The sequence below is a fragment of the Pedobacter cryoconitis genome (assembly GCF_014207135.1).
Classification (GTDB): domain Bacteria; phylum Bacteroidota; class Bacteroidia; order Sphingobacteriales; family Sphingobacteriaceae; genus Pedobacter; species Pedobacter cryoconitis_D.
Map to the genome: position 1 here is coordinate 111,165 of NZ_JACHCC010000009.1, position 25,333 is coordinate 136,497.

The window sequence follows — 25,333 nt, forward strand, 5'->3', positions numbered from 1 at the left end:
GCAAAGAAAAGGTAAATCGTTTAATATTAAATAATAAACGACATGAAAATACCATTTTATTAAAAGTCCACTTTGATTTTCGCTCTGATTCCCCATTTGGCTATATGTGGGTTTTCCAGATAGGTAAATCTTCTGACCAGATCCACTCTTAGTATTTTGAAAATATTAGATAAACCTACACTGCCTTCAATATAGGGTGTGGAGCCTAATTTAAAAGACACATCATTACCTAATTTATCCTGAGGGAACTGGTACAAACCTGGGCTCTGACGCGGATCATTTTTATTGGATAGTGATCCGCTCAGTACCTTTATCGTGGCAATTTCTCTGAGCTGAAGCCTCTTGACCAAAGGGATCTTATTCAGGAAAAATCCATTAAAATTGTGCTCTACATTAATGCTGGCATATTTATCACTCATGAATTCCATGAAATTCATCAGGTTATAAGAGGGCAATTCATAGGCATAAGTCTGATTGGCCCTGTGAATGGTTAACAAAGGAAAAGGGACTTTTCCAAATACCTTCCCCGCTTCCAGAATAATATCGGAATAGCCAAACTGAGATAAATAAGTCCTTTTAAAAACGTTAAAGGTCAGATTCTGATAATCGTAATCTCCATTTATGAATCCTTTAACTCCTACAGATCCCCTTAAAGTAAAAACTGGGTACCCGTTCCGTATGGGTCTTCTGAAACGTTTCCCCTGATAGAATTGTTCATGAGGAGCCCATCTGATTTCCGCAGAAAACTCTGAACTGTTAATCGCCGGAATAGCTAAAGGGCCGGCATCGGTCAGCGTAGTGAACCGAAGTCCTCCTGCCGGATTTAGAACCTGATTTTTATAGGCGACCTTAAAGGAAAAGTGATCTTCTGTTTCATGAAGATATTCCAGCAACCATTTTCTGTTATATAACCATTTATTATTAACCCCTCTTTTAAAAGATAGCAGGAAGTTATCGTCTTCCAGGAAGTTAAGATCCTGTCCGGGAATTTGTGTTTCAAAGCTATGTCTTAAGGTCAGTGACCTGACCGGAAAAGCATAAATAGAACCCGGAGAAAGAGAAAGAATAGTTCCTAATGAATATTTCCAACGATGATCACGTGTACCATAGGCGACATGTCCGTCAAAAAAGACCCGTTTACTGAATAAATCTGTGGTACGCCCCCCAACGCGAAATCTAAGGCCTTCCACATGATTAAAACTATAAAATGAATTGAATGGCCCGACTTCTACTTTACCTTGTCCGATATAGCCGGAGAGTAAAAACGAAACAGCTCCCATAGCCCGTTTAAAAGAGCTTGATTTTTTCAGACTATCAATATTTTTATAGGCCATCCGTTCAGTAGATGAAAGTTCTTCCGGCCTGAATTTTTCGACGGGAATAGATTTAAGCGGATTAGCCTCTGCCAGTTTAATATTCAGTGCCTTTGGACTGCTCACAAAATTATTTACAAACAAGGTTCTTTCTCCAAAAATGGTAGCCCCCTCTTTAAAGACCCCTAAATCCATTGCCATCACACTTTTACCCAGATAATAATGCCCAGTACTATCCTGATCGTACTGAAGAGAGATGTGCATGTCCTTGACCCAATTGATATTTATTTTGGAATTGATAGACAGCGAAGCTTTTTGTACCGCATATTTACCATCCAGAGAAACATACAGGTAGCCCAGAAAAAGCACATCTTCTTTATTTCTCGGGGCAAACATCAGTTTGACCTGCATCGGAGAAACATCTTTTAAAGTATCAATGATAAAATATTTATAAAACTGGGGTGCGAGACCTGAAACCGGACTCATAAAACTCTGATTTCCCATTCCGATATTATCCTGATAAATATCAACACGCTGGTAAATCTTATCCAGATATTCATTAATTCCATCTTCATCAATAAACTGATCGATACGGGACTGCTTTTCAGCCAGCACAGCAGATTCCTGTTTAAACGGATTCTGATAAACCAGGTTCTGGCTTACCTTTTCTTTCATAAAAATTGGGGTCAGCATCTTACCCGGCTTACTCAGTGAATCTGAATTATCTTTTAAAAATGATAACCTTTTAAGCAGTTTTGATGTCCTTGCTTTTTCGGTAGTCATACTTAAAAGGATATTCAGTTTTTCGTATTCCTGATAGGACAGATAGTTCTGAAGATTTGCGGCATTGGATTCTTTATGCGCGATAACCTTTTTGATCAGCTCAACGGCCGGATTATCTTTGTTTCTGTACCTTGGTTTATGTGCGACAGAGATACTCACCTCGGAGAGGTCCTGAGTATGCGGTTCTAACTGAATGTTCAGGTGATGGTTATGTCCGGCGGGAATATCCAGTTTTAATTTCCGGTAGCCGACACCATTGAAATGGATTGATCTCACCTGATCTTTTGAGCTCAGCGTATAAACCCCATTGTGGTCACTTGAAGTTTTAATGGTGGAATTTTCAAAACCTACGGTTATTCCATGAATTGGCTGTCCCGTTGATTTGTCAGTAATCAAACCTTTTACCTGTATAACCTGGCCTACCGCCCCGGAGCATAAAAAAAGAAAAGATATTAAAATAAGAAACCTCATAAAGCCTGCAGGCCACAATTGACTGGGATTACAAATAGTTGAATTACAAAAGCCCATTACCCAAATCACGGGCTTTTGTATCAATGCAAAATGATTAAAGAGGAATTGCGTAACCAATTGTAGTTACGAAACCACGGTTTTTAGCTGTTGCTGGTCCTTTATTTACATCTGTTAATCCCAGTGCATATCTGGCATCAATCAACACACTTCCTTTACCAACCGGAATGGCCACACCGCCACCCATCTGGATACCGAAATTGAATCGCTGAACCGAGGCCTGATAAAAACTTTCCATTTTTTTCATGCCACCCAATGCCATGCCTACAGACGGGCCCGCATTCACATATACCGGACCGAAAGAATATTTCGCCAACACTGGCAGCTCCAGATAATTCAGGTTATAGCTGGTACTAACATTTTTAATTTTGGTACCTGCGCTCACATAATTTAACTCCGGCTGAATGGAGAATGCAGATTTAGCAATTCTGAAATTAGCACCTAAACCAGCTGTAAAGCCAACTTTTGTCTTCTCACCGTCCATATTACTGATGGCTTGCTTAGAGAAACTTAAACCTGCTTTCGGGATTAACTGAATATCCTGTGCTTTTACTAAACTTACAGAAGCCAATAATCCTGCTACTAACAATAACTTTTTCATACTTGAATAATTAATTTTTACGTTTTTTTATCAGACAATTTTAGCACATCATGAACGAAATAAGAAAGACAAAGTAACTGAGACGGAATTTTACCCTACCGAAACGACATTTTATCGCATCCAATAGCACATCCAATTTTTTCTACAGTTTTCAGGCTAATTTCTTAAAGCTGAATAAAGCTCGTCTCAATAATAAATAGACTCTCTTAAAATGTCTCATTTTGTGCTTGTTTACTGATTAGACGCCATGACAGAGATATACCCCTACTCCATTTTGAAATAATTATTATTTCTCTGCACGAAGTGCAGACGATCCTGAAAGATCAATAAGAAAAGAAGATGAAAATTATTTAACTAAATAACTGTGCTGAAGTTATTTGTATATTTTTCTGAAACCTGATGGACTGGTGCCTTTATATTTCTTAAAAGTCCTGTTAAGATGACTTTCATCGGTAAAACCAAATTCCCGTGAGATCTCACCAATCCTGAGGTCACTGTGAAGGAGACGGTTTTCTATCAGTTTGAGTTTATATTTCATAATATAATCCTGCATCGTTTCCTGAGCGTGTTTCTTAAAGTACCGTCCGAGATAAGACTCAGATATACCGAATACATTTCCCAGATTTAGAGCACTTAATTTCTCAGGTTCGCAGATATTACTCTGGATATATTCCAGGATTCCCAGCGCTTTCTCTTCAGATTGCTCGTTGATCTGTTCAGGAAGATATTTTGCAATATTCCTCGCCACAACGATAATCAGTGTATTAATCAGCTGCCTGATCAGCTCTTTATTATAAAGGTCTCTGTTCACATATTCACGGATAATAGCCTCAATCATAGGTTTAACGAGGCTTTTGTCTGTCTTATTTTTCAGGACACAGCCAGGCTGATGATTGGCATGCTGTAAGATAAACTCCAGTTTCTGTACACTTTCCTGATGTAAAGCACTATTTTTAATATAGATATTATTAAACCTGATAAATAGAAATTGAGTGGTTTCCTTAATTTTAAAAGAGTGGCAGTCATCAGGAGTAATCAGGAATAAGTGCCCGCCATGATAATCAAAGTGATTCTTATTGATACATTGCTGTCCCGTACCAGAGACGATATAAATCAGTTCAAAGAAATTATGTTCATGTCCTTCCTTAGGGCATTCATCCAATTCTTTTAATACAATTTCAAAAGGTTCATATAGAGTCTCCCTGCGCATGACGCAAATTTACTGAAATAGAGAAAGCATATACAAAAGAACCGGGTTAAATCATGATAATTTTGTCTTATAAGAATCAAAAAAATGAAAAGCATCATATTAAAAGAATTTGGAGGTGTCGAAAACCTCGTTTTGAGCAATTTGTCCATCCCAACAATTCATGAACAGGAAGTACTTGTACAAGTAAAAGCAATCAGCATTAACCCGGTGGATGTTAAAACCCGCAGCGGTAAAGGTTATGCCGCAAAACTTAAAGACGAAGATCCGATAATTCTGGGCTGGGATATTTCGGGTATAGTAAAGGCATCTAATTCTGATCTCTTTAAAGAAGGAGACGAAGTATTTGGGATGGTCAATTTTCCGGGGCATGGTAAAGCTTATGCAGAATACGTAGCTGCGCCAGCCGCTCATCTTGCTATAAAACCTGCCAATATCAGTTTTGAAGAGGCAGCAGCAGCCACATTAGCTGCTTTGACGGCATGGCAGGCACTGGTTGATCATGCGAAAATTAAAAAAGGAGACCGGGTTTTAATTCACGCTGCCGGGGGTGGGGTTGGACACTATGCTGTCCAGATAGCTAAACATCTTGGTGCCTATGTCATCGGTACATCTTCTGCGGATAAGAAAGATTTCGTTTTAAGCTTAGGCGTTGATGAACATATTGACTATACCTCTGGCCCCTTTGAGAAAGAGACCAGCAATATTGATTTTGTACTGGACACCATTGGCGGCGAGAATATAGATCGTTCGTTAGAAGTGATGAAAACCGGTAGTACGATTATCAGTATCCCTTCTGGTCTGCGCGAAGCAGTAACCGAAAAGGCCGAAGCAAAAGGCATCAATGGTTACTTTATCCTAGTTCATTCTGATGGAGAGGGTATGAAACATATTGCCGGATTATTAAAGGCCGGAAGCCTTAAATCACATGTATCTCAGACATTTGCTCTGGAACAGATGAGAGATGCCCATCTAGCTGTTGAGACAGGAAAAACACAGGGTAAAATAGTTATCACTATCCCTTAATTACTGAATTTATAACAAGAGACGCGGCAAAATCACTGCGCCTCTTGTTTTGATCAATACAAGACTAAGGAAGTGTAGAGAAATTAATTACAGGTACAGTACCTGTCGCTGACCGGTTAAAGGTTTGATTTACATTCACGTAATTCGCAAAGAAACCTCCATTCTGCAAATAAAACTGTCCGTTTTGTAATCCGCCACCATAATCCATCCGCTGCTGGTTATTTACTGTCGCATCTCCGTCAAAATAAGCGCTGGTTAGTTCTGTCCAGGTGCCAGTAGAGCTCTTAACCCATTGATTTCCATATTGAGCCTGTCTTCCAAAATAACCATTCGTATCTGCAAAATTCTCAAGGAAAGAGTAAAGACCCGTCAGATACGTACTCGTATTCGGTCTTGACCAGGTTGCTATAAATTGCCATGAGCCTAACTCAGGCGCATAAAACCAGGAGGAATAAACAGTATTACCGTTATTGTCAGGAGCACCCTGGGTCAGGAATTTATAAGTATTACCAGCTACCCAGTTATAAACTAAATAGGATTGTCCACCTGTTCCTTCACCCGTAAAATTAGTAGCGACTACGTTAGTCCCTTTTCTTGTCCATGTTGTCGTACCACTGGTCGGATTCCATACAGAGAAGAGTATCCTCCGTTCCGTCGGAGAATTTACCTGCATACCAAAATAACCTTCTCCAAAACCATTTGCCATATAATAAGACCCAACCGGATCCTGCCCTACCGGCACTGTCACCTCACTATAAAACCATTCAGAATTAGCCGGAGCTGTATATCCCAGATGAACTGAGGGTCCTCTTCTTGACCAATAGAAATTAGCTGAATCATTGGCATAATTAACGTTTGATGCAACGGCTGTACCGCTGATGATCAGATCTGAGACATCTGCATAATAGCCACCTGTGCGATTGACCCCCTGGAAATCTACTTTTACGTAACCAGCATTTGCGATGTTGACTGTCCCCACATCGTAAGTCGTATAAGCTGATCCGGAAAGGTTTACTGTAAATGCTGTCCCATTAATTGTCAGTTTAACAACGCTGCTTCCAGAAGCTACCTTAGCTTTCATTTTCACAGTCAATGTCCCTGTTGTTCCTAAACGGAAATAGGAAGAAAAAATGCTGTTCGCATTACTCCAGTTTGAAAGTGTATTGGTGGTCACGACTTCATTTCCTCCTGAACCTAAAGTAGTAACAAATGCATTGCCGCCCATAGGCACATCCAGGGAGCTTCCCCCCAGCGAATTAGCAGATTTGCCATTCAGCGAACTTAATGAGTTTGCCTGAGCATTGGGCTGTTGTCCATCTTTCTTACAGGAGAAGAAACAGAGCAGCGATAAACAACAGTAGATAAAATGTCTTGTTTTCATAAATAGTTGAGTTTAGTTAGATGATTAAAAGGGTTGGTTAAATCCCTGTAAATCAAACTTAAACATCAGACAATCATATTTATCAAATTATAATTACACAAACGTTTGTATAGCTGTTGGTTACACTAAAAACAATAATTCATCGCGATAAAGAACACAATCTGATGCTTTTTTTTGATATCAAATTATAAAAATCCGGGTTGCACAAATACGAAAACTCCTGATAACCATCTTTTAGCGGCAGGAGCCTGTCAAGACCAACCTATTTCGCACATACAATCTGAATTTCAACCATTTACACAGCAATGCGCAAACGTTTGACCACATCGCAATTAAGACAGAAAGCCCTTTCATTTAATAATGAAAGGGCTTTCTGTCTTAGCTTACTCAGACCATTTTCAGTCTGTTTTATGATTTCTTAAAATTTGATCATCAGCTTATCAGCAACAAGCTGATCGTTCTTGTAGTATTCGAAGTACCAATTCCCGTTTTTCCGGAGAACTATTCCGTTAAATGATCCGTTACCCGCAATAAAATAATCCTCAACAGAAGTCTTAAACAAGGTCAGAATTATTTTTGGAGCTGTATCTATCAATTGATATCCATTTTTTGTTGGCTGTGCATATAATGTTCCGGCAGGTTGATTTGTCTCAGCTGCAACCACGACTTTGGCAGGGGCTTGATTGACCACCGGGGGCGTAACTACAGTGGTAGTGACAACAGCCTTCTGCTGGCTTTGCTGTACATTAGTTGATCCGTTATAAGTATATTTAACATTATCAAATGACGTAAGCGCATCTCTTAAAGCAAGATTATAAGAGACGTTATATTCTTTTTCCCTGCTTTTACCTTCCTTGGTTTTAAAAATAATATTACCCTGGCAGTCTTTTAATAAAAGGGTAAGATTAGTTGTAAACATCCCATTTTTTTCTAATACATCTGCGTTCAGTGCACTGCATCTGTTAGTTGCAATTTCATTGGGTAGGTCAGCATTATCGAAATAAGTTGTAAACCCTCTTTCTTCAAGGAATATTTTGATCAGTGTATTTAATTTATACTGATCCTTTTGCTTCAGGAAACTAAGCTTTTCAGGTACAATTACGTATTTGTAATTGTTAAGGGTATTTTGGGCATAGCCCGAAAAAGAGAGGAATAAAAGAAATAACAGAATGTACTTTTTCATATCAAATATGTTTTTTTAATCTTTTCGCTAAGATAGACCATTCTGAAGCAGACTCAAAATACATGTTTACAAGAATATGCATACAATAGCTGTTTATTTTATTCTTTCCAGTCTGATGTGATCAGCAGAGGTATAGACAAGAGGATACTTTTCGAAAATAACATTACTGGGATCCAGTCCATAATTATCATCCTGGGTCACAGCCACCCCTTTAATATTATAATATATCCGGATCAGGAAATTCTTCCAGAAAGGCAGCTGATTATCAAACGACAGAAAAGAACTGATCACAATAAATTTATAACCACCTATAGGATTTTGTTCAAACTTCAGGTCTTCGCGATATTCACGGTCCAGTTCTCCGGATTTAATTAATTCCTGAGCTATTTTCCTGAAAAATAAATCTACTCTGGGAGGCACTCTGAAACCAAGTTTCAGATCGACGAAATAGGCGTCATTGGACGAAAGTGTATTAATTTTATACTGTAAGGTATAGGGTTCATCGGTTATACTGATATGAAAGAACCAATAAATGTCAGCCTTTTTCAGCGGTGAAGTAAAGATAGAATTGAGTGTCTTATCTTCAATTCTTTGTGGCCAAGGAGAAGAGGTAATATAGATCAGATGTGTACTGAAGTTCTCAATACGTTCTCCATGACTGAGCCCCACCAGTCTTTTTAAATTATCTGGCTCCCATTCACTGTAGGTTGTCAGTTTTTCTTCAGTGCCCCGCCCCCATCTCCAGATCAGCATAATAGCGGATAATGTTGTTCCCATGATTAACATGATCCATCCGCCTTCCGCGATCTTCTTCAGATTTGCAATCAAAAAAGAAATCTCAACCGTTAGAAACATAATGGTAACGGGGATAATTATAGCTAAGGACCTTCTTCGGGATAACATATACAAGACGATCAGGCAGGTTGTTGAAAGCATCGTCAACGTGACTGAGAGACCAAAAGCAGCCTCCATTTTTGTTGACTCCCTGAAATACAGGACAACACTTATACAGGCTGCCATCAATGCCCAGTTAAAGAATGGGATATAAAGTTGTCCTTTAATATTGCCGGGAAAAATAATTTTATGTCTTGGCCACAAGCCTAAATGTATAGCTTCATTGGCTAATGTAAAACACCCGCTAATTAGGGCCTGGCTGGCAATAATAGTAGCCAGAGTGGATAACACAACAGCAGGGATATAAATAGGCAAAGGAACGATATTAAAGAACGGACTCAAATTATTAGCCTTCCCGGCACTTAAAAGCCACGCGGTCTGACCGGCATAAGACAGGATCAGTGCAATTTTGATAAAGATCCAGCTCACCCTGATATTATTACGTCCTACATGCCCCATATCACTGTATAACGCTTCTGCACCTGTCGTACAAAGAAAGACTCCTCCCAACAGCCAGAACCCTTTCGGATAATGCAAAAGGAAATTAAAAGCATATACGGGATTAAGCGCTTTTAAAACGGTAAAGTCTTTACTTAATGCCATAAACCCGATGATCCCCATGAATGCGAACCACAATATCATAACCGGTCCGAATATCTTACCTATAACCTGTGTACCGAATTGCTGGATTACAAACAGAAATACAAGAATAGTTATAACAATAGGGATTGTATTCAGGTGAGGATAATACAATTTAAGCCCTTCAACGGCCGAAGCAACTGAAATCGGAGGGGTAATAATTCCGTCGGAAATCAAAAATGAACCACCAAGTATAGCCAGAATGACTACCCATTTTCCGTAATAACGTCTGATCAATGTATAAAGGGAAAAAATTCCACCCTCTCCATTATTATCTGCCTGTAAGGTAATAAGGATATACTTGACCGTTGTCTGTAAGGTAAGTGTCCATATAATACAACTCAGGATGCCAAGAGCTTTCATACTGTCAATGACTTCGCCGGGCTGGAAAATAGCGGTATAAGTGTAAAGCGGAGAAGTTCCGATATCCCCAAAAACAATACCTGTAGCTATCAGTATGCCTGCAAGCTTAACCTGCGACTGAAATTTCCGGATGCTCGTTTGTGCAATTGTACTCATAGGATATTCGTGTCTTAATTCCAAAATAACATCAAGCGGGCATTCCGAACAAATTGAATGGATAGGTCTCCTTTTCGTTTCTATTCAAAAACAGGGCCATTCTGATCTGCATAAATATTATTATTCACCTTTAATTCACCACAAGATTTGCAAAATCCCCGGCTGAAGAATTCCCAACCCAGAGACCAAGCTTTCCACTCATTTTCTCATTTAAAGAGCTAACCTCCAAACAAGATTCAGTTGAATTATTCACATATACTTTGATGATTTTTCCCTTCACCACAATCTTGACATGAAACCAGTCATTTGGGGCTGGCGGAGATTGGAGTTTCTTTTCATATACACCAGGATGTTCATTTCTCAGACGTTCCCACCCAAAAGCCGGATCAAAAACATACTGTACCATATGGGCTTGCTGAAGACTGTCTTTTGATAGAAAATTGAACGGTCTGAAATAGATCGCTTCACAGCTATCTTTCGAAACGCCATGGAATGCAATTCCTAAAAAACTACCTTGTTTGATATCTTTACCACGCAGATCTACTTCGATAGTTCCGTTAGAAAATTCAACATTTTTTAGCCATGCGACACCAGATCCATCTGCGGATGAGAACCGGACAGCGTGCTTCTCCGTCAACGGGGACATGCTCCTGTTTTCCATAATAAATAACCCTTTCGATTTGAGATCAGCTAAGTTATAAGTCGCATGTTGTGCCATCCCTTTGTTTACAATAGAGAATAGAAACACAACTATATATAAGAAACGATAGAAATAACGTTTCTTTAAAGAAATACTAAAATCTGCTTTTAAAACAATGGATCTATTCATGGCTGAGTGTTTATAGAGAGTTAGTTTGCTTCGGTATATTTTTTAAAGTTGTCAAGTATGGCCTGCCAACCATTTTTCTGCATCTCAAGGGAGTTTTGTTCTTCTGCATCAAATGTTACAATAACGTCGGTTTGGGTACCATTTTCATTAAAAACAACAGTCACCTGCCTTCCGTCTGGCATGGCATAGGTGAATTTTTCACCTTCAATCACCTCATTATAAACCGCTTCAAAGTCAAAACCGAAACTTCCATCTTTTGCCTCCATCCTTGCCGAATATTTCCCGCCAACCCGCATATCATTTGTCGCAGAAGGACATTGCCAGGAAGGATCTGCAAAGTTCCATTTTGTGATATGTTCAGGATTTGTATAGCAGTCCCATACTTTTTTAATGTCTGCATTTACCTTGGCAGTAACAGTAATTTTGTTGCTCATCTTTTTATTTTTGAATGGTTAATAAAAGCTCATCCAATTGTTGAAAGCGGGTCTCCCACAGCTCCCTGAATTGTTCGAGCCATTTGTCTATTTCTTTCATTTTGTCAATTTCAAGCTGATAATAGATTTCCCGTCCCTGATGTCCTTGCCTGACCAGTTCACATTCAGTTAAAACCCTGAGATGTTTTGAAATTGCCTGCCTTGTGGTATCAAAGTGTTGAGCAATGGCATTAGGGGTCATTGCCTGTATGGCAATTAAAGCGATGATAGCCCTTCGGGTCGGATCGGCTATAGCCTGGAATATATCTCTTCTCACTACACGTTATTTTATATAGGGCTCACAAGCCCTGTAATATTTAAATTATTTCCTGATCAAGGGCAGATATTTTTCCTTATTGTCGATAATTACCCAAAGAATAATTGCGATCAATACAAATGCAATAGGTAATCCAGATGGAGCCATAGTAATATTGGCCAGTAGAATACCTGTCAGAATCGGCACGATAACAATAGCCCCGAGTGGCCTGGTCCGAGGGAAGATTAACAACAAACCGCCAAGAATTTCTACGGTACCGACCAGCGGCAGGAGCCAGCCTATTTCCATAAATGCTTTCATTACTTTCACCATTTTATCCGGCATTTGCGCTGGAAGGGGCATGTAGTGAAAGAATTTATCCAAACCTGCATTGATGAACATCAGCCCGGTGAGCAGGCATAAAACGAAGAGAATTTTACTTTTCATAATTATTTTATTTTAAATAAGAAACCAACTGGTTGCAAATATATATGCAACTAGTTAGTTTCTCAAATATTTTTTAAAAAAAAATTAAACTTAGGGTGGGTTTATTTGAGATTTTTTGATTTTTGTCAAAGAAAGCCAGATTGTTAACACTTAACTTCGCTCTCTAGCTATAGAGAATATGAAATTAACAGCAGCTAAAATATTGCCTTTATTACTCCTATTTGTAAGTTTTTTTAGTAAAGCACAAACAAGCAAAGATTTTGAGCAAGACTTTCAACAGTTAGTTTTAACAGGTTATCCTACCAATCAGGTTGACAGTCTTTTTAAAAAATACAATCATCTGCTGTTTTTCTTCAATTCAAATTCCCGGTTTGCAGCAATGCTTACCGGCAAGGAAACATCCGCTTATCCTTTGGCGTCATTTAAATCAGATGACTTATATCAGAAGAATATTGATTTATTATTGTTGGATTCCGCGGCTTATAAAAATAGTCTGGGCTATTTTATGGCGGCAGCCACCAATGACACCTCGAAAATAAAACTCATTACATCAATTCTTGCCAAAAACAGTTACAAGGATTTCTGGGCGGCGAATATTCTAATGGTATTAAACACCAGAGACATTACTCCGCTTGTTAAAACTATTGTCAGCTTCGAAGGTAAAGATGCAGTAACTTATCTCATAACACCATTTCTGCAACTTGACGTTGACGTAATTGAGCCATTTGCTTTAGATAGTATTAAAAGTAAAAATCCTTTCGTGCAATACCTAGCAATCAGGGCAATGGCTAAAGGGGAGTTTAATTCAATAAAGGAAGGGTTACTGAGGAATGTTGTGACAAATGGAGCTGATGATTTAAAGGGATGGGGAATTAGTGTCTTGGCCAGCTTTGGGGCAGGAGATATGTTGAACCTCGTGCAACCGTATCTAGATAATAACAATCTAAGGGCTGTAGCATTAACAGCAATAGCAAATAGTAACTCAGTAAATGACAGACAATATTTAGATGACCTACTGAAAAGAGATTCAGTAAATACAGATCTGCTCGGGGCATTGGTTGAATCAAAGAGGGAACAGACGGTGCGGAAATGGTTCAAGGTTCTGAGAGACCATGATGTGCCAAAAGACTATTTCGCATTTATTACGCGAACCTCAGTTTTAGATAATGAGATTTACTTCGATGAGGTCTGTGAAACTATCACGAAGACTAAAAATCAAAAGCAGATATATCCATTGTATGATTATTTCTCAGGCAGAAAAGATAAGAAATCTATTCAGTTTTTAATTGAATGCCTATCTAAACCAAATCAGGACAGAATGGTTAAACATGCTATCGTAAAAAACCTGCAAGGTAAAAATAGCGACCTGGTGAAGCAGGTCCTTCCTAACATCATGAAAAATGCGGATATAAGTGATATTGAACTGGTTTATCTACTTATCGAATATAAGAACCGTGATTATCATGATGTCGTGTGTAGCTGGTTGAAAAAGGGAAAGTTAGACGATGCCTATAAAACACTTTGCAATAGTTACCTAAACAGTCTATAATCATATAAGACATTTCGTTCTCCATCTGAGACCTCATGTGGTGTTTAAAAACTTCTCTTGGGATGACCAGTTGCTCACCATGTGTAAAAAAGAAAAGCCTCTCAGTTTTCACTGAAAGGCTTTCTTCAATCTGCTCCCTCTGCTGGGCTCGAACCAGCGACCCTCTGATTAACAGTCAGATGCTCTAACCAGCTGAGCTAAGAAGGAGTGCTGGTTTTAAAAAAAATAACGCTTTTTTTTAAAGTTTAAGCGTAATAAAAAAGGCAATGCCCTCTACTTTAACAGAAAAAACCTTTCAACATGACATTGAAAGGTTTTTAATCTGCTCCCTCTGCTGGGCTCGAACCAGCGACCCTCTGATTAACAGTCAGATGCTCTAACCAGCTGAGCTAAGAAGGAGTATTCTCTGGTTATCCCGAAACGTCTTTCTGCTTTAATGAACTGCATAAAGCTTCGTTCGTTTTGGGATTGCAATATTAGGGCTTTTAAATTATTTATGCAATATTTGTAGACAAAATTTTCAAAAAAAATTAAAATAAAACATATGAGCCTGATAATCATAGGGACTGTAGCATTCGATGCAATTGAAACTCCCTTCGGAAAGACTGATAAAATAGTAGGTGGAGCCGCAACTTATGCAAGTTTAGCTGCATCTTACTTCTATAATAAGGTGAAAATCGTCGCAGTTGTAGGTGATGACTTCCATCAGGAAGACATTAATACATTTACAAAACACGGAATCGACACTGAAGGTCTTCAGATCAAAGCAGGTGAAAAATCATTTTTCTGGTCTGGAAAATACCACAACGATATGAACAGCAGAGATACTTTGGTGACTGAACTGAATGTATTGGGAGATTTTGACCCGATTATCCCGGAGAGTTACCAGGACTGCGAATACCTGATGTTAGGTAATCTTACTCCACAAGTACAGCAAACTGTCATCAAACGTCTTAAAAACAGACCTAAACTGATTGTTTTAGACACGATGAACTTCTGGATGGATATCGCATTGAATGATTTACTGGAAACACTTAAACTGGTTGATGTATTAACGATCAATGACGAAGAGGCGCGCCAGCTTTCAGGTGAATATTCACTGGTTAAAGCAGCTAAGAAAATTCTGGCCATGGGTCCAAAATATCTGATCATCAAAAAAGGTGAACATGGTGCATTACTGTTCCATGAAGATAAAGTATTCTCTACCCCTGCCCTGCCTTTAGCAGAAGTTTTTGATCCAACAGGTGCCGGAGATACTTTCGCAGGCGGATTTATTGGTTATTTAGCCAAAGTTGGCACCATCAATTTCGATAGCATGAAAAATGCGATTGTTTATGGTTCAGCGCTGGCTTCTTTCTGTGTAGAAAAATTCGGAACGGAGAAAATTGTCAACCTGACTGAAAAAGAAGTTGCAGACCGTATACAGGAATTCGTGAATTTAAGCGCCTTCACTTTACAGGAAGCTTAGAATCTATAAAAAACACCAGTCTTTCCGGACTGGTGTTTTTCTTAACTTTTGAGTTTGCCAATAGCAGTAAACTTTTCAAATACCGTTTCGGAATGCGGCGCATCTGCCAGTTCTTCGGTTAAATCCTGGCCCGCCCAGTGTTCATAATGTTTGCCATTCTTCCATAGACGGCTTTCCCCGACATCATAAATCAATCCAAGGTAAGCCACCCATATCTGCGGTTTATCCTGACCATTCCTTAAGGCCAGTTGCTGTTTAGTATATTCTGGTAATTCCATTACCGTTTTGCCCTTGATTTAAAAAGTTCAAAAAGATAGATACTTAGCAAAAGCATACTCATGAAATAAAAAGGAGTTTCAAAAGGAATATTCAGCTGATTAAAATTTAAAGTCTGTATCTTGTTAAAACTTAAACAGGGCAGATTGACCAGCACACCATACAAAATATAAAATGGGATCAGAGAGACCAGAAATGCCCTGTAAAACCTATACATAAAGCGGAGTTTATTTACATATTCAATATAGACAATAAACACAATCAGAATAGAAAATGTAAATAGTGTATATAATTTCTGATGTCCAAAATACAACATCGCAATACATACCCCAATCATCATATTACTGACAGCCAGACTATATTTTTCAGGGCCATTATCAGGAAAACGCAGATTGAGAAAAAGATAAACCGACACCCCGCATAATGGAAGAACCAGGGATAACAACAGCTCTTCAACAGGCAACTGCCACAGCGTCATTCCCGTCATATAAGAAGGATTAAATGCAATTACCTTTAACTGCGTCAGAAATTCTGTTGGTACCGAGAAAACAAAAACATTAATCAAAACGGCCAGAATAATGAATTTACTCTGTTCAGTAAAATTCAATTGCCGGACAGAAAACAACAGGACCGGGATCAGTAAAAATGCCAGGTTAATTAATAAATAAGTATAGTTCATTGAGCTTTTATTCAGAAAATCAAAAATATACTTTTGATCCCATTAAATCATCTTTCTTTTTTCACCGTGTTGTCCGGAGTAAAACCAGTATAAGACATAGTGCTTTGGTTCGGACTTCGTTCGGAGATCGTTCGGAAATCGTTCGAAGATGCTTCGAACGGAACTGAAGAAAACAGGAATAAGATCCAGATCATTTACAGCTAAGGTAACTACCTGATTTTATGTCAACATACTGCTGATCCATTCAGTAAATATCTCTGATCGGTTACTCCGACAGCAACAAAAAAGGCCCGTCATTGCTGACAGGCCTTTTCTCTATAGCGGAAGAGACAGTTAAACGATCTCTGTTCCCAGAATTTCTTTAGAATATGTTTTCAGATACTTTTTCAGGATCTGACGGGCTACATGGATCCGCGTTTTTACTGTGCCGATCGGAATATCTAACATATCCGCAATCTCATGGTATTTATATCCCTCAAAATATTTAACAAAAGGCACATAATACTCAGGTTGCAGTGTTGCCAGGGCTTTATTAATGTCACCAATAATAAACTTACTATCGATTGTATTTTTAGTAGCACTATAATGCAGATTGGCAGATGAAATATCCTCAGATTTAGTAATTAAGGCATTTGTCTTAACCAGGCGCCTGTAATTATTAATAAAAGTATTTTTCATGATGGTAAACAACCATCCTTTCAAATTTGTTCCCTCTTTAAATTTGCTGTAGTAGGTTACTGCTTTCAGCATAGTGTCTTGAACCAGATCGTTTGCGTCTTCAATATCTTTAGTAAAATTTAAAGCGAATGACTGCAGGGAAACCGAATGGTTGTGGAGCTGAAGGTTGAATTCATTTTTTGTCATAGTGTTTAAGTTTTAAGGTTAAGAAAGCAAGCAAACAAGACCTTTATAAAGTGGCGTTATCAAGTTTGTTTAATCTTGTATATTAACACTTATACAACATATGTACCAAAAATTCAATTCATAGTTAAACAGATAGTTTTATCTGGTTAACACTAATAATCAGCGTATTGTCACAGTATATTTACCTCTCTCTCCAGTTTAACATCAAATTTACTGCACACAGTGTCTATTATTTTTTCTGAAAAACTATACACTTCTTTTCCACTTGCGCCCCCATGATTTACCAATACCAGCGCCTGATTTTTCCAGGTTCCGGTATGCCCTTCGGTCACTCCTTTGAAACCACATTGTTCAATCAGCCAGCCAGCAGCCAGCTTAACCTTTCCTTCTCCGGCAGGATAACTGATTATTGCTGGAAAAGCCAGTTTTAAGGTTTCAAATTTTGAAGATTCTATAATTGGATTTTTAAAAAAACTACCTGCATTTCCAATAGTGGATGGATCTGGTAACTTACTCACCCTGATTTCGCTCACAATTTTTGAAAGGTCTGTGATAGTCGGATGAGTTATCCTCCGCTCTGCAAGTAATGCCTGTATAGCACCATATTGTGAATTAATCCTGATCCGTGTCATTAACCTGAATTGTACACTGGTAATAATATACTGACCTTTTAATTCATTTTTGAAAATACTGTCCCGGTAAGCAAAATGACAATCAGCAAAATCAAACTTTCTGATATTTCCTGTAGCAATTTCAAATGCTGTACAAGACTCAAAAACATCCTTTAGTTCTACCCCATAAGCACCGATATTCTGAATTGGAGATGCCCCTACCGTACCTGGAATCAGGCTTAGGTTTTCCATACCTGCAAAACCATTTTCCACACAGTAATTAACCAGATCATTCCAGACTACACCAGCCCCGGCTGTCACTAAAACCTGATTATCTGCAACATCAGTTACAATCCCGGGGATACTGATCTTCAGAACCAGGCCTTCGTAGTTTTCAGTAAAAAGCACATTGCTTCCTCCTCCAAGTACTAAAAGTTTATTTTCGCTGAATACCGTATGATTTCTTAATTCCGCTAAATCATTTTCAGTAAAAATTTCGGCAAAAAAGCGGGCTTTAACATCAATACCAAAGGTGTTATAAGGTTTAAGAGATATGTTTTCTTGTAATACAAGCATAAGGATAAATAGAATTATTTAGCGCAAATGTAATTGTTAGGGTGTGTAATAAACATCTTAAATATAATATTTAATAATTATTGTATAATTTAGGTCCGATTCTGACCGCTGTTTAAGCCAGCATAAAATAGAAATAAAGCATTGCTCACACACAATGGAAAATCAAGATAGAAAAAGACTCTTAATCATAGATGCTGCGTTAAAGCGATTTGCACACTACGGGCTCGCAAAAACCACTATGACCGAAATTGCAAAAGATATTGCTTTTTCGAAAGCCCTGCTTTATTACTATTTCCCAGATAAACTGAGTCTTTATGTAAGTGTAATCGAACATATGATGCACACGATCAGCAGGGATCTGATTAAATCGGTAGAAAAGACATCAACAGCAACAGAAGGAATCCTTATACTGCTTCAAAAAAGACAGGCTTTTACCCAGAAGTACTATAATCTGCTCGAGTACACGCAAATGATTGGTCCCGAGTTACCAGAAGCACTTTATGAAAAATTTCAGCGTGCCAGGGCCTTTGAACTGAAAATCATCACCGGCCTGCTGACCAAAGGAGATTCATCAGGAGAATTCGCTATCAAAGATATCCCCTTTACTACCGAAATATTTGTCGAAGCGGTTTCAGGTATTCATTTCAATATTCTTAACCGGGCCAGGAACATCTTTCCGGGAAAGGAACAATTCAAACTCATCTTTCTTAAAGAAAAAAGATTTGCTGAGATATTTCTTGCAGGCTTAAAACCGCTTGATTAATACCTGTTTAAACACAGAATTATCATTTAATCTTCCTTTTGTGCTAAATAAGATTTTTAAGCTTTCTAAAGCACGCTAAATCAGTCATAGAAATGTCATTTAACAACTAGCCTGATATGTTTTCAGACTAAAGTTTCTTAAATAGAAATGCTTGCCATACTTTTGACTTTACAAATAATAAAGTCAGAAGGTAAAAAAGTAAAATGGCAGAAACGGATAAAAAAAGGGAGCTAATTATAGAGGGTGCGATAAAGCGTTTTATACATTTTGGCATCAACAAAACAACGATGAACGAGATTGCAGAAGACCTATCTGTCTCTAAGCCTTCGTTATATTATTACTTCCCCGATAAAACCAGCTTAATCCTGGGTGTTGTAGAAAAAATTTTCAAAGATTATTTTGACATGTTATATGCTGATCTGAAACAGGGTACAAGCATAGAAACCACTTTATTAAACATCGTGGAAATCAAACATCGTTTTTTTCTTCGTTATTATATGCTCCATTTATCTAACGGAAACCCGGATTCTTCATTAAATTCAGTAGAATTAAAATCATATTTAGAAAAGATGCTGGTCAAAAATGTGGAGTTCCATGAAAAGATCTTCAAAATGGCAGTAGAGAACAAGGAAATAGCTCCACAGGAAGATATTTCAAAACTTGCTGAATTATATCTTTCCTGTCAGTCCGGATTAACTTCATTATGTATTATGCACGGAAACAAAGAACTGTTCCCAGGCAAAAAAGAACTGAAACTGATGAAGGAAAAACAAATAAGCCTATCTAAAATATTCATTAAAGGACTAAGAAATTAAAATCGCCCAAATTACAAGAAAACCACAATCATGACTAAAAGAGTAAAATCAATTCCCATCTTATTGCTCTGCCTGCTGCTTGCCAGTCTGGCAAATGCGCAAGGACAGCTTACGCTTAAAGATGCACTTAATTTTGCCATCGAAAATAACACCAATGCACGTAAGGCAAAACTGGATATAGATGGCGGTAAATATAAAACACAGGAAATAAGAGCACAGGCTCTTCCACAGATCACAGGAAATGGTGGCCTGACTTACAATCCTATTATCGGTCAGCTGATAGTTGGAAACCAGGCTTTCCAGATGGGTAGAAACTGGAACGTAAACGGCGGTGTTCAGTTAAGTCAGCAATTATTTAACCAACAGGTATTCACTGGCCTTAAGGCAGCCCGTACAAGTGAGAAATATTATACCTTAAGCGCCGACCTTACCCAGGAACAGGTTATTGAGCTGGTAGCCAATAATTACTATCAGGTTCTGGTCAGCAGACAACAGTTAAACGTCATTGACACGAATATAAAAAACGTAAAGGTTGTTGAAAAGATCATTGCCAACCAATATCAGAATGGTCTGGCTAAAAAGATTGATGTAGACCGGATTAAGGTAAACCTGACTAACCTGGAGACACAACGTGAACAAACTGTCAATGCTGTTGTACAACTGGAAAATCAGTTGAAATATTCGATGGGCATGCCAGTTTCAACACCAATCACCCTGCCTCCTGATGAATTCAGTAAGGTGGAGACTTTACCTGCAATGGCCGACAGTGTCAACCTTGAAGAAAGAACAGAAATCAGACTATTGAATATTCAGAAGGATTTACTTGGTTTACAGCGTAAGGCTTACGTTTCTGAATATTACCCTACATTATCTTTAACCGGAAATCTTTCCAGAACCGGTATGAGTGATAAATTTGATTTGCTTAGCCGCCATGGCAGTGCTACTTATTATAATGCATCTGCGATTGGCTTGACCTTAAACATTCCTATCTTCAATGGTTTTGCTACCCGTTCCAGAGTACGTCAGGCAGAAGTAAATCTGAAAAAGAATGATGAAGATATCAGACAACAAAAAAACACCCTGAACCAGGCTTACGAAAATGCGAAAATCCAGTTAAAGGACAATATCAATACGATCAGGTCACAACGTCAGAACGTTTTGCTGGCACAGGAAATTTATAACAGTACACAAAACAACTACAAAAACGGACTGGCTGCATTAACTGATCTTTTAGATACTGAAAATGCATTAACTTCAGCACAAAACAGCTATACACAGGCATTACTGAACTACAAAATTGCCGAAATTCAACTAATCAAATCTAACGGAAATATAAAATCACTATTAAAATGAAAAGAGTAATTATAACAGTCATTCTAATTATAGTTGTTATCGGAGCAATCGCTTTGGTACTCAAAAACAATAAGAAGAAAAATGACGCACAGACAGCTTTGGTCGCTCAGGGAAGTGGTGCCATCAGCGTACGTGTGGCTCCAGTGAAAAAAGAAACCGTTGATTTGGACTTTAGTGCAAATGGTAATTTTGCACCAATACAAGAATTGAATTTTCTGTCAGAAAATGCAGGCAGGATCACCAAAATATTTGTAGCTGAAGGAGACCGCGTTCACAAAGGACAGGTTCTGGCTCATATTGATGCCGAAATCATCAATACGGACAAAGAAACAGCACAAGCTGCACTGGACAATGCGATCAGAGATGAAGCAAGATATGTGAGTTCTTTCCAGACAGGTGGTGTTACACAACAGCAGCTTGACCAGGCTAAATTAGCAACAAGAAACGCAAGATTAAGATTACAAAGTTCAGCAAGAAGAGTGAGTGATGCTAATATCAAATCTCCTATTGATGGAATTGTGAATAAAAAATATATTGAAACCGGAGCTTTTGTTACTGCTCAGGGTACCCAGTTATTTGAGTTGGTTGATGTTTCAAGATTGAAATTAAAGGTTAACGTAAATGAAGGACAGGTAGCCAATCTTAAAATTGGTGAAAATGTACAGATTAAATCAAATGTTTTCCCTGCTGATAATTTCTCAGGTAAAATTACTTTCATTGCGCCGAAAGCCGATGCAACGCTCAATTTCCCAATTGAAATTGAAGTAGCAAACAACCATACCAACACGATAAAAGCGGGTATGTATGGAACTGCAATCTTTAAGTTCCCGGCTCAGTCCCCTATCATCACCATTCCGCGTGGTTCATTTGTGGGTAGTGTGAGCAGCAACCAGATTTTTGTACTGGAAGATGGAAAAACCGCAAAAATACGTAAAGTGATTGCAGGCAGAATTATTGGTGATGAGGTAGAAATCATCGACGGGCTAAAAGAAGGTGAAACAGTGATCACCAGCGGTCAGATCAACCTGGTTGATGGTAGCCCGGTGGTACCAATAAAATAATTTTTGATCAGCATATAAATCTATATATAGATGAAATTAACAGAAATATCAATAAAACGACCTTCGCTTGTCATCGTGGTATTCAGCGTACTGACATTACTGGGTTTATTGAGTTACTTCTCATTAAGTTATGAGTTGTTACCCAAATTCTCCAATAATGTGGTCTCTATCTCCACAATATACCCGGGAGCATCGCCAAACGAAGTAGAAAATACAGTTACCAAAAAAATCGAGGATGCAGTATCCTCCATGGAGAACATCAAAAAGCTGAACGCAGTCTCTTATGAAGGTTTATCTGTGGTAACGATTACCTTAAATGATAAGGCCAATGTGGATTTGTCATTAAACGAGGCACAACGTAAAGTAAATTCAATTCTGAAAGATTTACCTACTGACGTAAAACCGCCTTCCCTGAACAAATTCTCTTTAGATGATTTGCCGGTTATTACCATGTCGGCATCAGCTAAAATGGATGATGCTTCATTTTATGACCTGATCGATAAACGTATCGCTCCGATCATATCCAGAGTAAATGGTGTTGCACAGGTTAACCTTGTTGGTGGACAGCAACGTGAAATCGAAGTAGGACTGGATGCAGATAAACTACAAGGTTATGGACTGTCTGTTCCACAGGTTCAGCAATCTATTTTAACGTCCAACCTTGATTTCCCTACTGGTAGTGTAAAAACACAGAACCAGGATATCTTAATCCGTTTATCGGGTAAATATAAAAACGTAGAAGAACTGCGTAACCTGGTTGTGGGTACCGGAAAAGATGGTGCACAGATCCGTTTACGGGATGTTGCTGATGTTAGGGATGCCCAAAAAGAAGTAGATAAACTGGCACGTATAGACCGTAAAGGAGCTATCGCGATACAGGTCATTAAACAATCTGATGCCAATGCCGTAGAAGTAAGTAAACTTGTTCATAAAGCTATCGAAACACTGCAAAAGGATTACAGCTCAAATGACCTGAAAATCATTATTGCCAACGACAGCTCAATTTTCACACTGGAATCTGCTGATGCGGTAATCCACGATTTAATCCTTGCGATTATTCTGGTAGCCTTTGTGATGCTCTTCTTCCTGCATAGTATCAGGAACGCCCTGATCGTCATGGTATCTATTCCGGCTTCCCTGATTGCAACTTTTATCGGGATCAGTGTATTAGGCTATACCTTAAACCTGATGTCTTTACTGGGATTATCACTCGTAGTTGGTATCCTTGTCGATGATGCGATTGTGGTACTGGAGAATATCTACCGTCACATGGAAATGGGCAAAAACAAAGTCCGTGCAGCTTATGACGCAACCAGCGAAATTGGTTTTACGGTTGTTTCCATTACTTTGGTAATTGTGGTTGTGTTCTTCCCGATTGCAGTAAGTACAGGTTTGGTTTCAAACATTCTGCGTCAGTTCTGTGTCGTGGTAATTATTGCAACTCTGCTCTCTTTATTAGCTTCCTTCTCTATCGTACCTCTTTTATCTTCCCGTTTTGGTAAACTGGAGAAAATAGAAGGTAAGAATATATTCGGGCGTTTCATCTTATGGTTTGAAGGCCAGCTGCGCAAATTCACGATCTGGATTACCAGCATCCTGAACTGGTCTTTAGCCAATAAAGGGAAAACAATCGGAATTGTATTACTCATGTTCTTTGGATCATGCGGATTAATCCCGGCTGGTTATATAGGAACAGAGTTCTTCCCTAAAAGTGATAAAGGAGAGTTCCTGGTACAGATTGAACTTCCTAAAGATGCTTCCATTGATCAGACGAATTTCATGACGCAGAAAGCTGAAGCATTTCTGACTAAAAAACCTGAGATCCTGCAATTGATTACGACTGTAGGTCAGTCAAGTGGTGACTTTGGAGGAACACAAGCTACAGCTTATAAATCTGAGATCAATGTAAAACTGGTTGAGCGCGATAAACGTGCCGATAATTCAAGTATCTATGCAACTAAAGTGAGTCGTGAACTTGCGAAAGTTCTGGTTGGTGCCAAGGTAAAAACAGTACCGATCAGTATCCTGGGTATTGCAGAGAATGCGCCGATTGAACTCGTTGTGATGGGATCAGACCTGGACAGCGCGATGAAATATGCAGAAGCTGCCAAAACTGTATTATCAAAAATCAAAGGAGCAGCAGAGCTTAAACTATCTGTTGAAAATGGTAGTCCAGAGATTAATGTACAGGTTGACCGTGATAAAATGGCTTCATTAGGCCTTACACTACAAACTGTAGGTGCAACCATGCAAACCGCATTCAGTGGAAATACTGATGGTAAATTCCGTAAAGGAGAATACGAATATGATATCAACATCCGTTATCAGGATTTTAACCGTCAGGATATCGACGACGTAAGAAACCTGATCTTTGTCAATTCTTCGGGTCAGCAGATTAAACTGTCTCAGTTTGCCAATATTAAAGAGGGCTCAGGCCCGAGTCAGCTGGAAAGAAGAGATAAGAGTACCTCTGTTTCTGTAAGGGCACAGTCTATCGGTCGTCCTACCGGAACAATTGTAGCTGAATTCCAGCAACAGCTCTTAGACCTGGAAAAATCAGGTAAACTGAAAAAACCAGTAGGCGTGAGTTATGTATGGGCTGGTGATGCTGAAAACCAGGGAGATGGTTTCGGAACACTGGGAATTGCCTTATTAGCTTCAATTATCTTGGTTTACCTGATCATGGTAGCCCTTTATGATAGTTTCGTTTACCCTTTTGTAGTCATGTTCTCTATTCCATTATCGGTTATCGGAGCCTTGCTTGCACTGGCCCTGACCAATAATGCATTGAATATATTCACTATTCTGGGATTGATCATGCTGATCGGACTGGTAGCGAAAAATGCGATTATCCTTGTCGATTTTACGAATCAGATGAAGGCCGAAGGTAAGTCTACCCATGAGGCTCTTGTCCTGGCCAATCACGCACGTTTACGTCCGATCCTGATGACAACCATTGCCATGGTTATTGGTATGCTACCGATTGCATTGGCAAGTGGTGCAGGTGCCGAATGGAAAAATGGTCTGGCCTGGGTTATTATCGGCGGTCTGTTAAGTTCATTATTCCTGACACTGATTATCGTGCCAGTGATGTACCAGATTTTTGACGGTATACTTGATAGACTTGGATTCAACAAAAAAGGGGTTACTATCGAACAACTAATGGTAGAACCTTATGATCATAAAGATGTTAAAGAATATGATCTGGATCATCAGCATTAAGCTCAGCTGATTCAGAT

At 38.7% G+C, this 25,333-nt stretch carries 22 protein-coding genes and 2 tRNA genes; 8 read left to right on the forward strand and 16 right to left on the reverse strand.

What is annotated here, in order from left to right:
• Nucleotides 1–59 precede the first annotated feature (59 nt).
• From HDF25_RS17205 to HDF25_RS17215, 3 genes are all read right to left on the reverse strand, one after another.
• A complete protein-coding gene (locus HDF25_RS17205) occupies nucleotides 60–2,492 on the reverse strand; it encodes a DUF5686 family protein (RefSeq protein WP_184626988.1) in 2,433 nt (810 codons plus the stop codon).
• Nucleotides 2,493–2,661: 169 nt separating this feature from the next.
• Nucleotides 2,662–3,225 (reverse strand): porin family protein, encoded by a 564-nt coding sequence (locus tag HDF25_RS17210; RefSeq protein ID WP_184626990.1) that lies wholly within the window; start codon nucleotides 3,223–3,225, stop codon nucleotides 2,662–2,664.
• Nucleotides 3,226–3,598: 373 nt separating this feature from the next.
• Nucleotides 3,599–4,435: an AraC family transcriptional regulator gene (locus HDF25_RS17215; protein WP_184626992.1), complete on the reverse strand. Its 837-nt coding sequence runs from the start codon at nucleotides 4,433–4,435 to the stop codon at nucleotides 3,599–3,601.
• Between the two features lie 84 nt (nucleotides 4,436–4,519).
• Between HDF25_RS17215 and HDF25_RS17220 the strand changes: the two genes are divergently transcribed.
• A complete protein-coding gene (locus tag HDF25_RS17220; RefSeq protein ID WP_184626994.1) occupies nucleotides 4,520–5,458 on the forward strand; it encodes an NADP-dependent oxidoreductase in 939 nt (312 codons plus the stop codon).
• A gap of 64 nt (nucleotides 5,459–5,522) precedes the next feature.
• On the opposite strand, the gene HDF25_RS17225 is transcribed toward HDF25_RS17220, so the two are convergent.
• The 7 genes from HDF25_RS17225 to HDF25_RS17255 form a co-directional block, all read right to left on the reverse strand.
• On the reverse strand, nucleotides 5,523–6,839 hold the full coding sequence (locus HDF25_RS17225) for a DUF3472 domain-containing protein (protein WP_184626996.1): 1,317 nt from the start codon (nucleotides 6,837–6,839) through the stop codon (nucleotides 5,523–5,525).
• A 418-nt stretch (nucleotides 6,840–7,257) separates the two neighbouring features.
• Nucleotides 7,258–8,022, reverse strand: coding sequence for a hypothetical protein (locus HDF25_RS17230; protein WP_184626998.1), 765 nt, complete (start codon nucleotides 8,020–8,022; stop codon nucleotides 7,258–7,260).
• Nucleotides 8,023–8,115: 93 nt separating this feature from the next.
• Nucleotides 8,116–10,074 (reverse strand): KUP/HAK/KT family potassium transporter, encoded by a 1,959-nt coding sequence (locus HDF25_RS17235; RefSeq protein WP_184627000.1) that lies wholly within the window; start codon nucleotides 10,072–10,074, stop codon nucleotides 8,116–8,118.
• Nucleotides 10,075–10,204: 130 nt separating this feature from the next.
• Nucleotides 10,205–10,903, reverse strand: a complete 699-nt coding sequence (locus HDF25_RS17240) for a family 16 glycoside hydrolase (RefSeq protein ID WP_184627002.1) — start codon at nucleotides 10,901–10,903, stop codon at nucleotides 10,205–10,207.
• A gap of 20 nt (nucleotides 10,904–10,923) precedes the next feature.
• Nucleotides 10,924–11,337, reverse strand: coding sequence for an SRPBCC family protein (locus HDF25_RS17245; protein ID WP_184627004.1), 414 nt, complete (start codon nucleotides 11,335–11,337; stop codon nucleotides 10,924–10,926).
• Nucleotides 11,338–11,341: 4 nt separating this feature from the next.
• Nucleotides 11,342–11,653 (reverse strand): ArsR/SmtB family transcription factor, encoded by a 312-nt coding sequence (locus HDF25_RS17250; RefSeq protein WP_184627006.1) that lies wholly within the window; start codon nucleotides 11,651–11,653, stop codon nucleotides 11,342–11,344.
• Nucleotides 11,654–11,698: 45 nt separating this feature from the next.
• Complete coding sequence (locus HDF25_RS17255) at nucleotides 11,699–12,079, reverse strand: DoxX family membrane protein (protein WP_184627008.1); 381 nt, start codon at nucleotides 12,077–12,079, stop codon at nucleotides 11,699–11,701.
• A gap of 178 nt (nucleotides 12,080–12,257) precedes the next feature.
• Between HDF25_RS17255 and HDF25_RS17260 the strand changes: the two genes are divergently transcribed.
• Complete coding sequence (locus tag HDF25_RS17260; protein WP_184627010.1) at nucleotides 12,258–13,628, forward strand: hypothetical protein; 1,371 nt, start codon at nucleotides 12,258–12,260, stop codon at nucleotides 13,626–13,628.
• Nucleotides 13,629–13,761: 133 nt separating this feature from the next.
• On the opposite strand, the gene HDF25_RS17265 is transcribed toward HDF25_RS17260, so the two are convergent.
• Nucleotides 13,762–13,835: transfer RNA gene (locus tag HDF25_RS17265), tRNA-Asn, on the reverse strand.
• A 118-nt stretch (nucleotides 13,836–13,953) separates the two neighbouring features.
• A tRNA-Asn gene (locus HDF25_RS17270) sits at nucleotides 13,954–14,027 on the reverse strand.
• Nucleotides 14,028–14,172: 145 nt separating this feature from the next.
• Here HDF25_RS17270 and HDF25_RS17275 point away from each other — a divergent pair.
• Nucleotides 14,173–15,096, forward strand: a complete 924-nt coding sequence (locus HDF25_RS17275) for a PfkB family carbohydrate kinase (protein ID WP_184627012.1) — start codon at nucleotides 14,173–14,175, stop codon at nucleotides 15,094–15,096.
• Between the two features lie 41 nt (nucleotides 15,097–15,137).
• On the opposite strand, the gene HDF25_RS17280 is transcribed toward HDF25_RS17275, so the two are convergent.
• The 4 genes from HDF25_RS17280 to murB form a co-directional block, all read right to left on the reverse strand.
• Nucleotides 15,138–15,374, reverse strand: a complete 237-nt coding sequence (locus tag HDF25_RS17280) for a cytochrome b5 domain-containing protein (RefSeq protein ID WP_184627014.1) — start codon at nucleotides 15,372–15,374, stop codon at nucleotides 15,138–15,140.
• A complete protein-coding gene (locus HDF25_RS17285) occupies nucleotides 15,374–16,051 on the reverse strand; it encodes a lycopene cyclase domain-containing protein (RefSeq protein WP_184627016.1) in 678 nt (225 codons plus the stop codon). Before HDF25_RS17285 ends, HDF25_RS17280 begins: the two co-directional genes overlap by 1 nt.
• A 333-nt stretch (nucleotides 16,052–16,384) precedes the next feature.
• A complete protein-coding gene (locus HDF25_RS17290) occupies nucleotides 16,385–16,915 on the reverse strand; it encodes an RNA polymerase sigma factor (protein WP_184627018.1) in 531 nt (176 codons plus the stop codon).
• Between the two features lie 170 nt (nucleotides 16,916–17,085).
• Entirely contained in the window at nucleotides 17,086–18,102 is a 1,017-nt protein-coding gene (murB, locus tag HDF25_RS17295) for a UDP-N-acetylmuramate dehydrogenase (RefSeq protein WP_184627020.1), read from the reverse strand.
• A gap of 154 nt (nucleotides 18,103–18,256) precedes the next feature.
• Here murB and HDF25_RS17300 point away from each other — a divergent pair, with 154 nt between their 5' ends.
• The 5 genes from HDF25_RS17300 to HDF25_RS17320 all read left to right on the forward strand — a co-directional run bounded on the left by HDF25_RS17300 (nucleotide 18,257) and on the right by HDF25_RS17320 (nucleotide 25,316).
• Nucleotides 18,257–18,865, forward strand: coding sequence for a TetR/AcrR family transcriptional regulator (locus tag HDF25_RS17300; RefSeq protein WP_184627022.1), 609 nt, complete (start codon nucleotides 18,257–18,259; stop codon nucleotides 18,863–18,865).
• A 203-nt stretch (nucleotides 18,866–19,068) separates the two neighbouring features.
• The gene (locus HDF25_RS17305) at nucleotides 19,069–19,680 is read left to right on the forward strand and encodes a TetR/AcrR family transcriptional regulator (RefSeq protein ID WP_184627024.1); all 612 of its coding nucleotides are present in this window, start codon (nucleotides 19,069–19,071) and stop codon (nucleotides 19,678–19,680) included.
• Nucleotides 19,681–19,710: 30 nt separating this feature from the next.
• Nucleotides 19,711–21,033 (forward strand): TolC family protein, encoded by a 1,323-nt coding sequence (locus HDF25_RS17310; RefSeq protein ID WP_184627025.1) that lies wholly within the window; start codon nucleotides 19,711–19,713, stop codon nucleotides 21,031–21,033.
• Nucleotides 21,030–22,094, forward strand: coding sequence for an efflux RND transporter periplasmic adaptor subunit (locus HDF25_RS17315; RefSeq protein ID WP_184627027.1), 1,065 nt, complete (start codon nucleotides 21,030–21,032; stop codon nucleotides 22,092–22,094). Before HDF25_RS17310 ends, HDF25_RS17315 begins: the two co-directional genes overlap by 4 nt.
• A gap of 30 nt (nucleotides 22,095–22,124) precedes the next feature.
• Nucleotides 22,125–25,316, forward strand: a complete 3,192-nt coding sequence (locus HDF25_RS17320) for an efflux RND transporter permease subunit (RefSeq protein WP_184627029.1) — start codon at nucleotides 22,125–22,127, stop codon at nucleotides 25,314–25,316.
• Nucleotides 25,317–25,333 lie beyond the last annotated feature (17 nt).

What these genes read in the sequence shown, in the direction of transcription:
- HDF25_RS17210 (WP_184626990.1), bottom strand. Translation starts at nt 3,225, where the DNA reads ATGAAAAAGTTATTGTTAGTAGCAGGATTATTGGCTTCTGTAAGTTTA.
- HDF25_RS17215 (WP_184626992.1), bottom strand. Translation starts at nt 4,435, where the DNA reads ATGCGCAGGGAGACTCTATATGAACCTTTTGAAATTGTATTAAAAGAA.
- HDF25_RS17220 (WP_184626994.1), top strand. Translation starts at nt 4,520, where the DNA reads ATGAAAAGCATCATATTAAAAGAATTTGGAGGTGTCGAAAACCTCGTT.
- HDF25_RS17225 (WP_184626996.1), bottom strand. Translation starts at nt 6,839, where the DNA reads ATGAAAACAAGACATTTTATCTACTGTTGTTTATCGCTGCTCTGTTTC.
- HDF25_RS17230 (WP_184626998.1), bottom strand. Translation starts at nt 8,022, where the DNA reads ATGAAAAAGTACATTCTGTTATTTCTTTTATTCCTCTCTTTTTCGGGC.
- HDF25_RS17235 (WP_184627000.1), bottom strand. Translation starts at nt 10,074, where the DNA reads ATGAGTACAATTGCACAAACGAGCATCCGGAAATTTCAGTCGCAGGTT.
- HDF25_RS17240 (WP_184627002.1), bottom strand. Translation starts at nt 10,903, where the DNA reads ATGAATAGATCCATTGTTTTAAAAGCAGATTTTAGTATTTCTTTAAAG.
- HDF25_RS17245 (WP_184627004.1), bottom strand. Translation starts at nt 11,337, where the DNA reads ATGAGCAACAAAATTACTGTTACTGCCAAGGTAAATGCAGACATTAAA.
- HDF25_RS17255 (WP_184627008.1), bottom strand. Translation starts at nt 12,079, where the DNA reads ATGAAAAGTAAAATTCTCTTCGTTTTATGCCTGCTCACCGGGCTGATG.
- HDF25_RS17260 (WP_184627010.1), top strand. Translation starts at nt 12,258, where the DNA reads ATGAAATTAACAGCAGCTAAAATATTGCCTTTATTACTCCTATTTGTA.
- HDF25_RS17275 (WP_184627012.1), top strand. Translation starts at nt 14,173, where the DNA reads ATGAGCCTGATAATCATAGGGACTGTAGCATTCGATGCAATTGAAACT.
- HDF25_RS17280 (WP_184627014.1), bottom strand. Translation starts at nt 15,374, where the DNA reads ATGGAATTACCAGAATATACTAAACAGCAACTGGCCTTAAGGAATGGT.
- HDF25_RS17285 (WP_184627016.1), bottom strand. Translation starts at nt 16,051, where the DNA reads ATGAACTATACTTATTTATTAATTAACCTGGCATTTTTACTGATCCCG.
- HDF25_RS17290 (WP_184627018.1), bottom strand. Translation starts at nt 16,915, where the DNA reads ATGACAAAAAATGAATTCAACCTTCAGCTCCACAACCATTCGGTTTCC.
- murB (WP_184627020.1), bottom strand. Translation starts at nt 18,102, where the DNA reads ATGCTTGTATTACAAGAAAACATATCTCTTAAACCTTATAACACCTTT.
- HDF25_RS17300 (WP_184627022.1), top strand. Translation starts at nt 18,257, where the DNA reads ATGGAAAATCAAGATAGAAAAAGACTCTTAATCATAGATGCTGCGTTA.
- HDF25_RS17305 (WP_184627024.1), top strand. Translation starts at nt 19,069, where the DNA reads ATGGCAGAAACGGATAAAAAAAGGGAGCTAATTATAGAGGGTGCGATA.
- HDF25_RS17310 (WP_184627025.1), top strand. Translation starts at nt 19,711, where the DNA reads ATGACTAAAAGAGTAAAATCAATTCCCATCTTATTGCTCTGCCTGCTG.
- HDF25_RS17315 (WP_184627027.1), top strand. Translation starts at nt 21,030, where the DNA reads ATGAAAAGAGTAATTATAACAGTCATTCTAATTATAGTTGTTATCGGA.
- HDF25_RS17320 (WP_184627029.1), top strand. Translation starts at nt 22,125, where the DNA reads ATGAAATTAACAGAAATATCAATAAAACGACCTTCGCTTGTCATCGTG.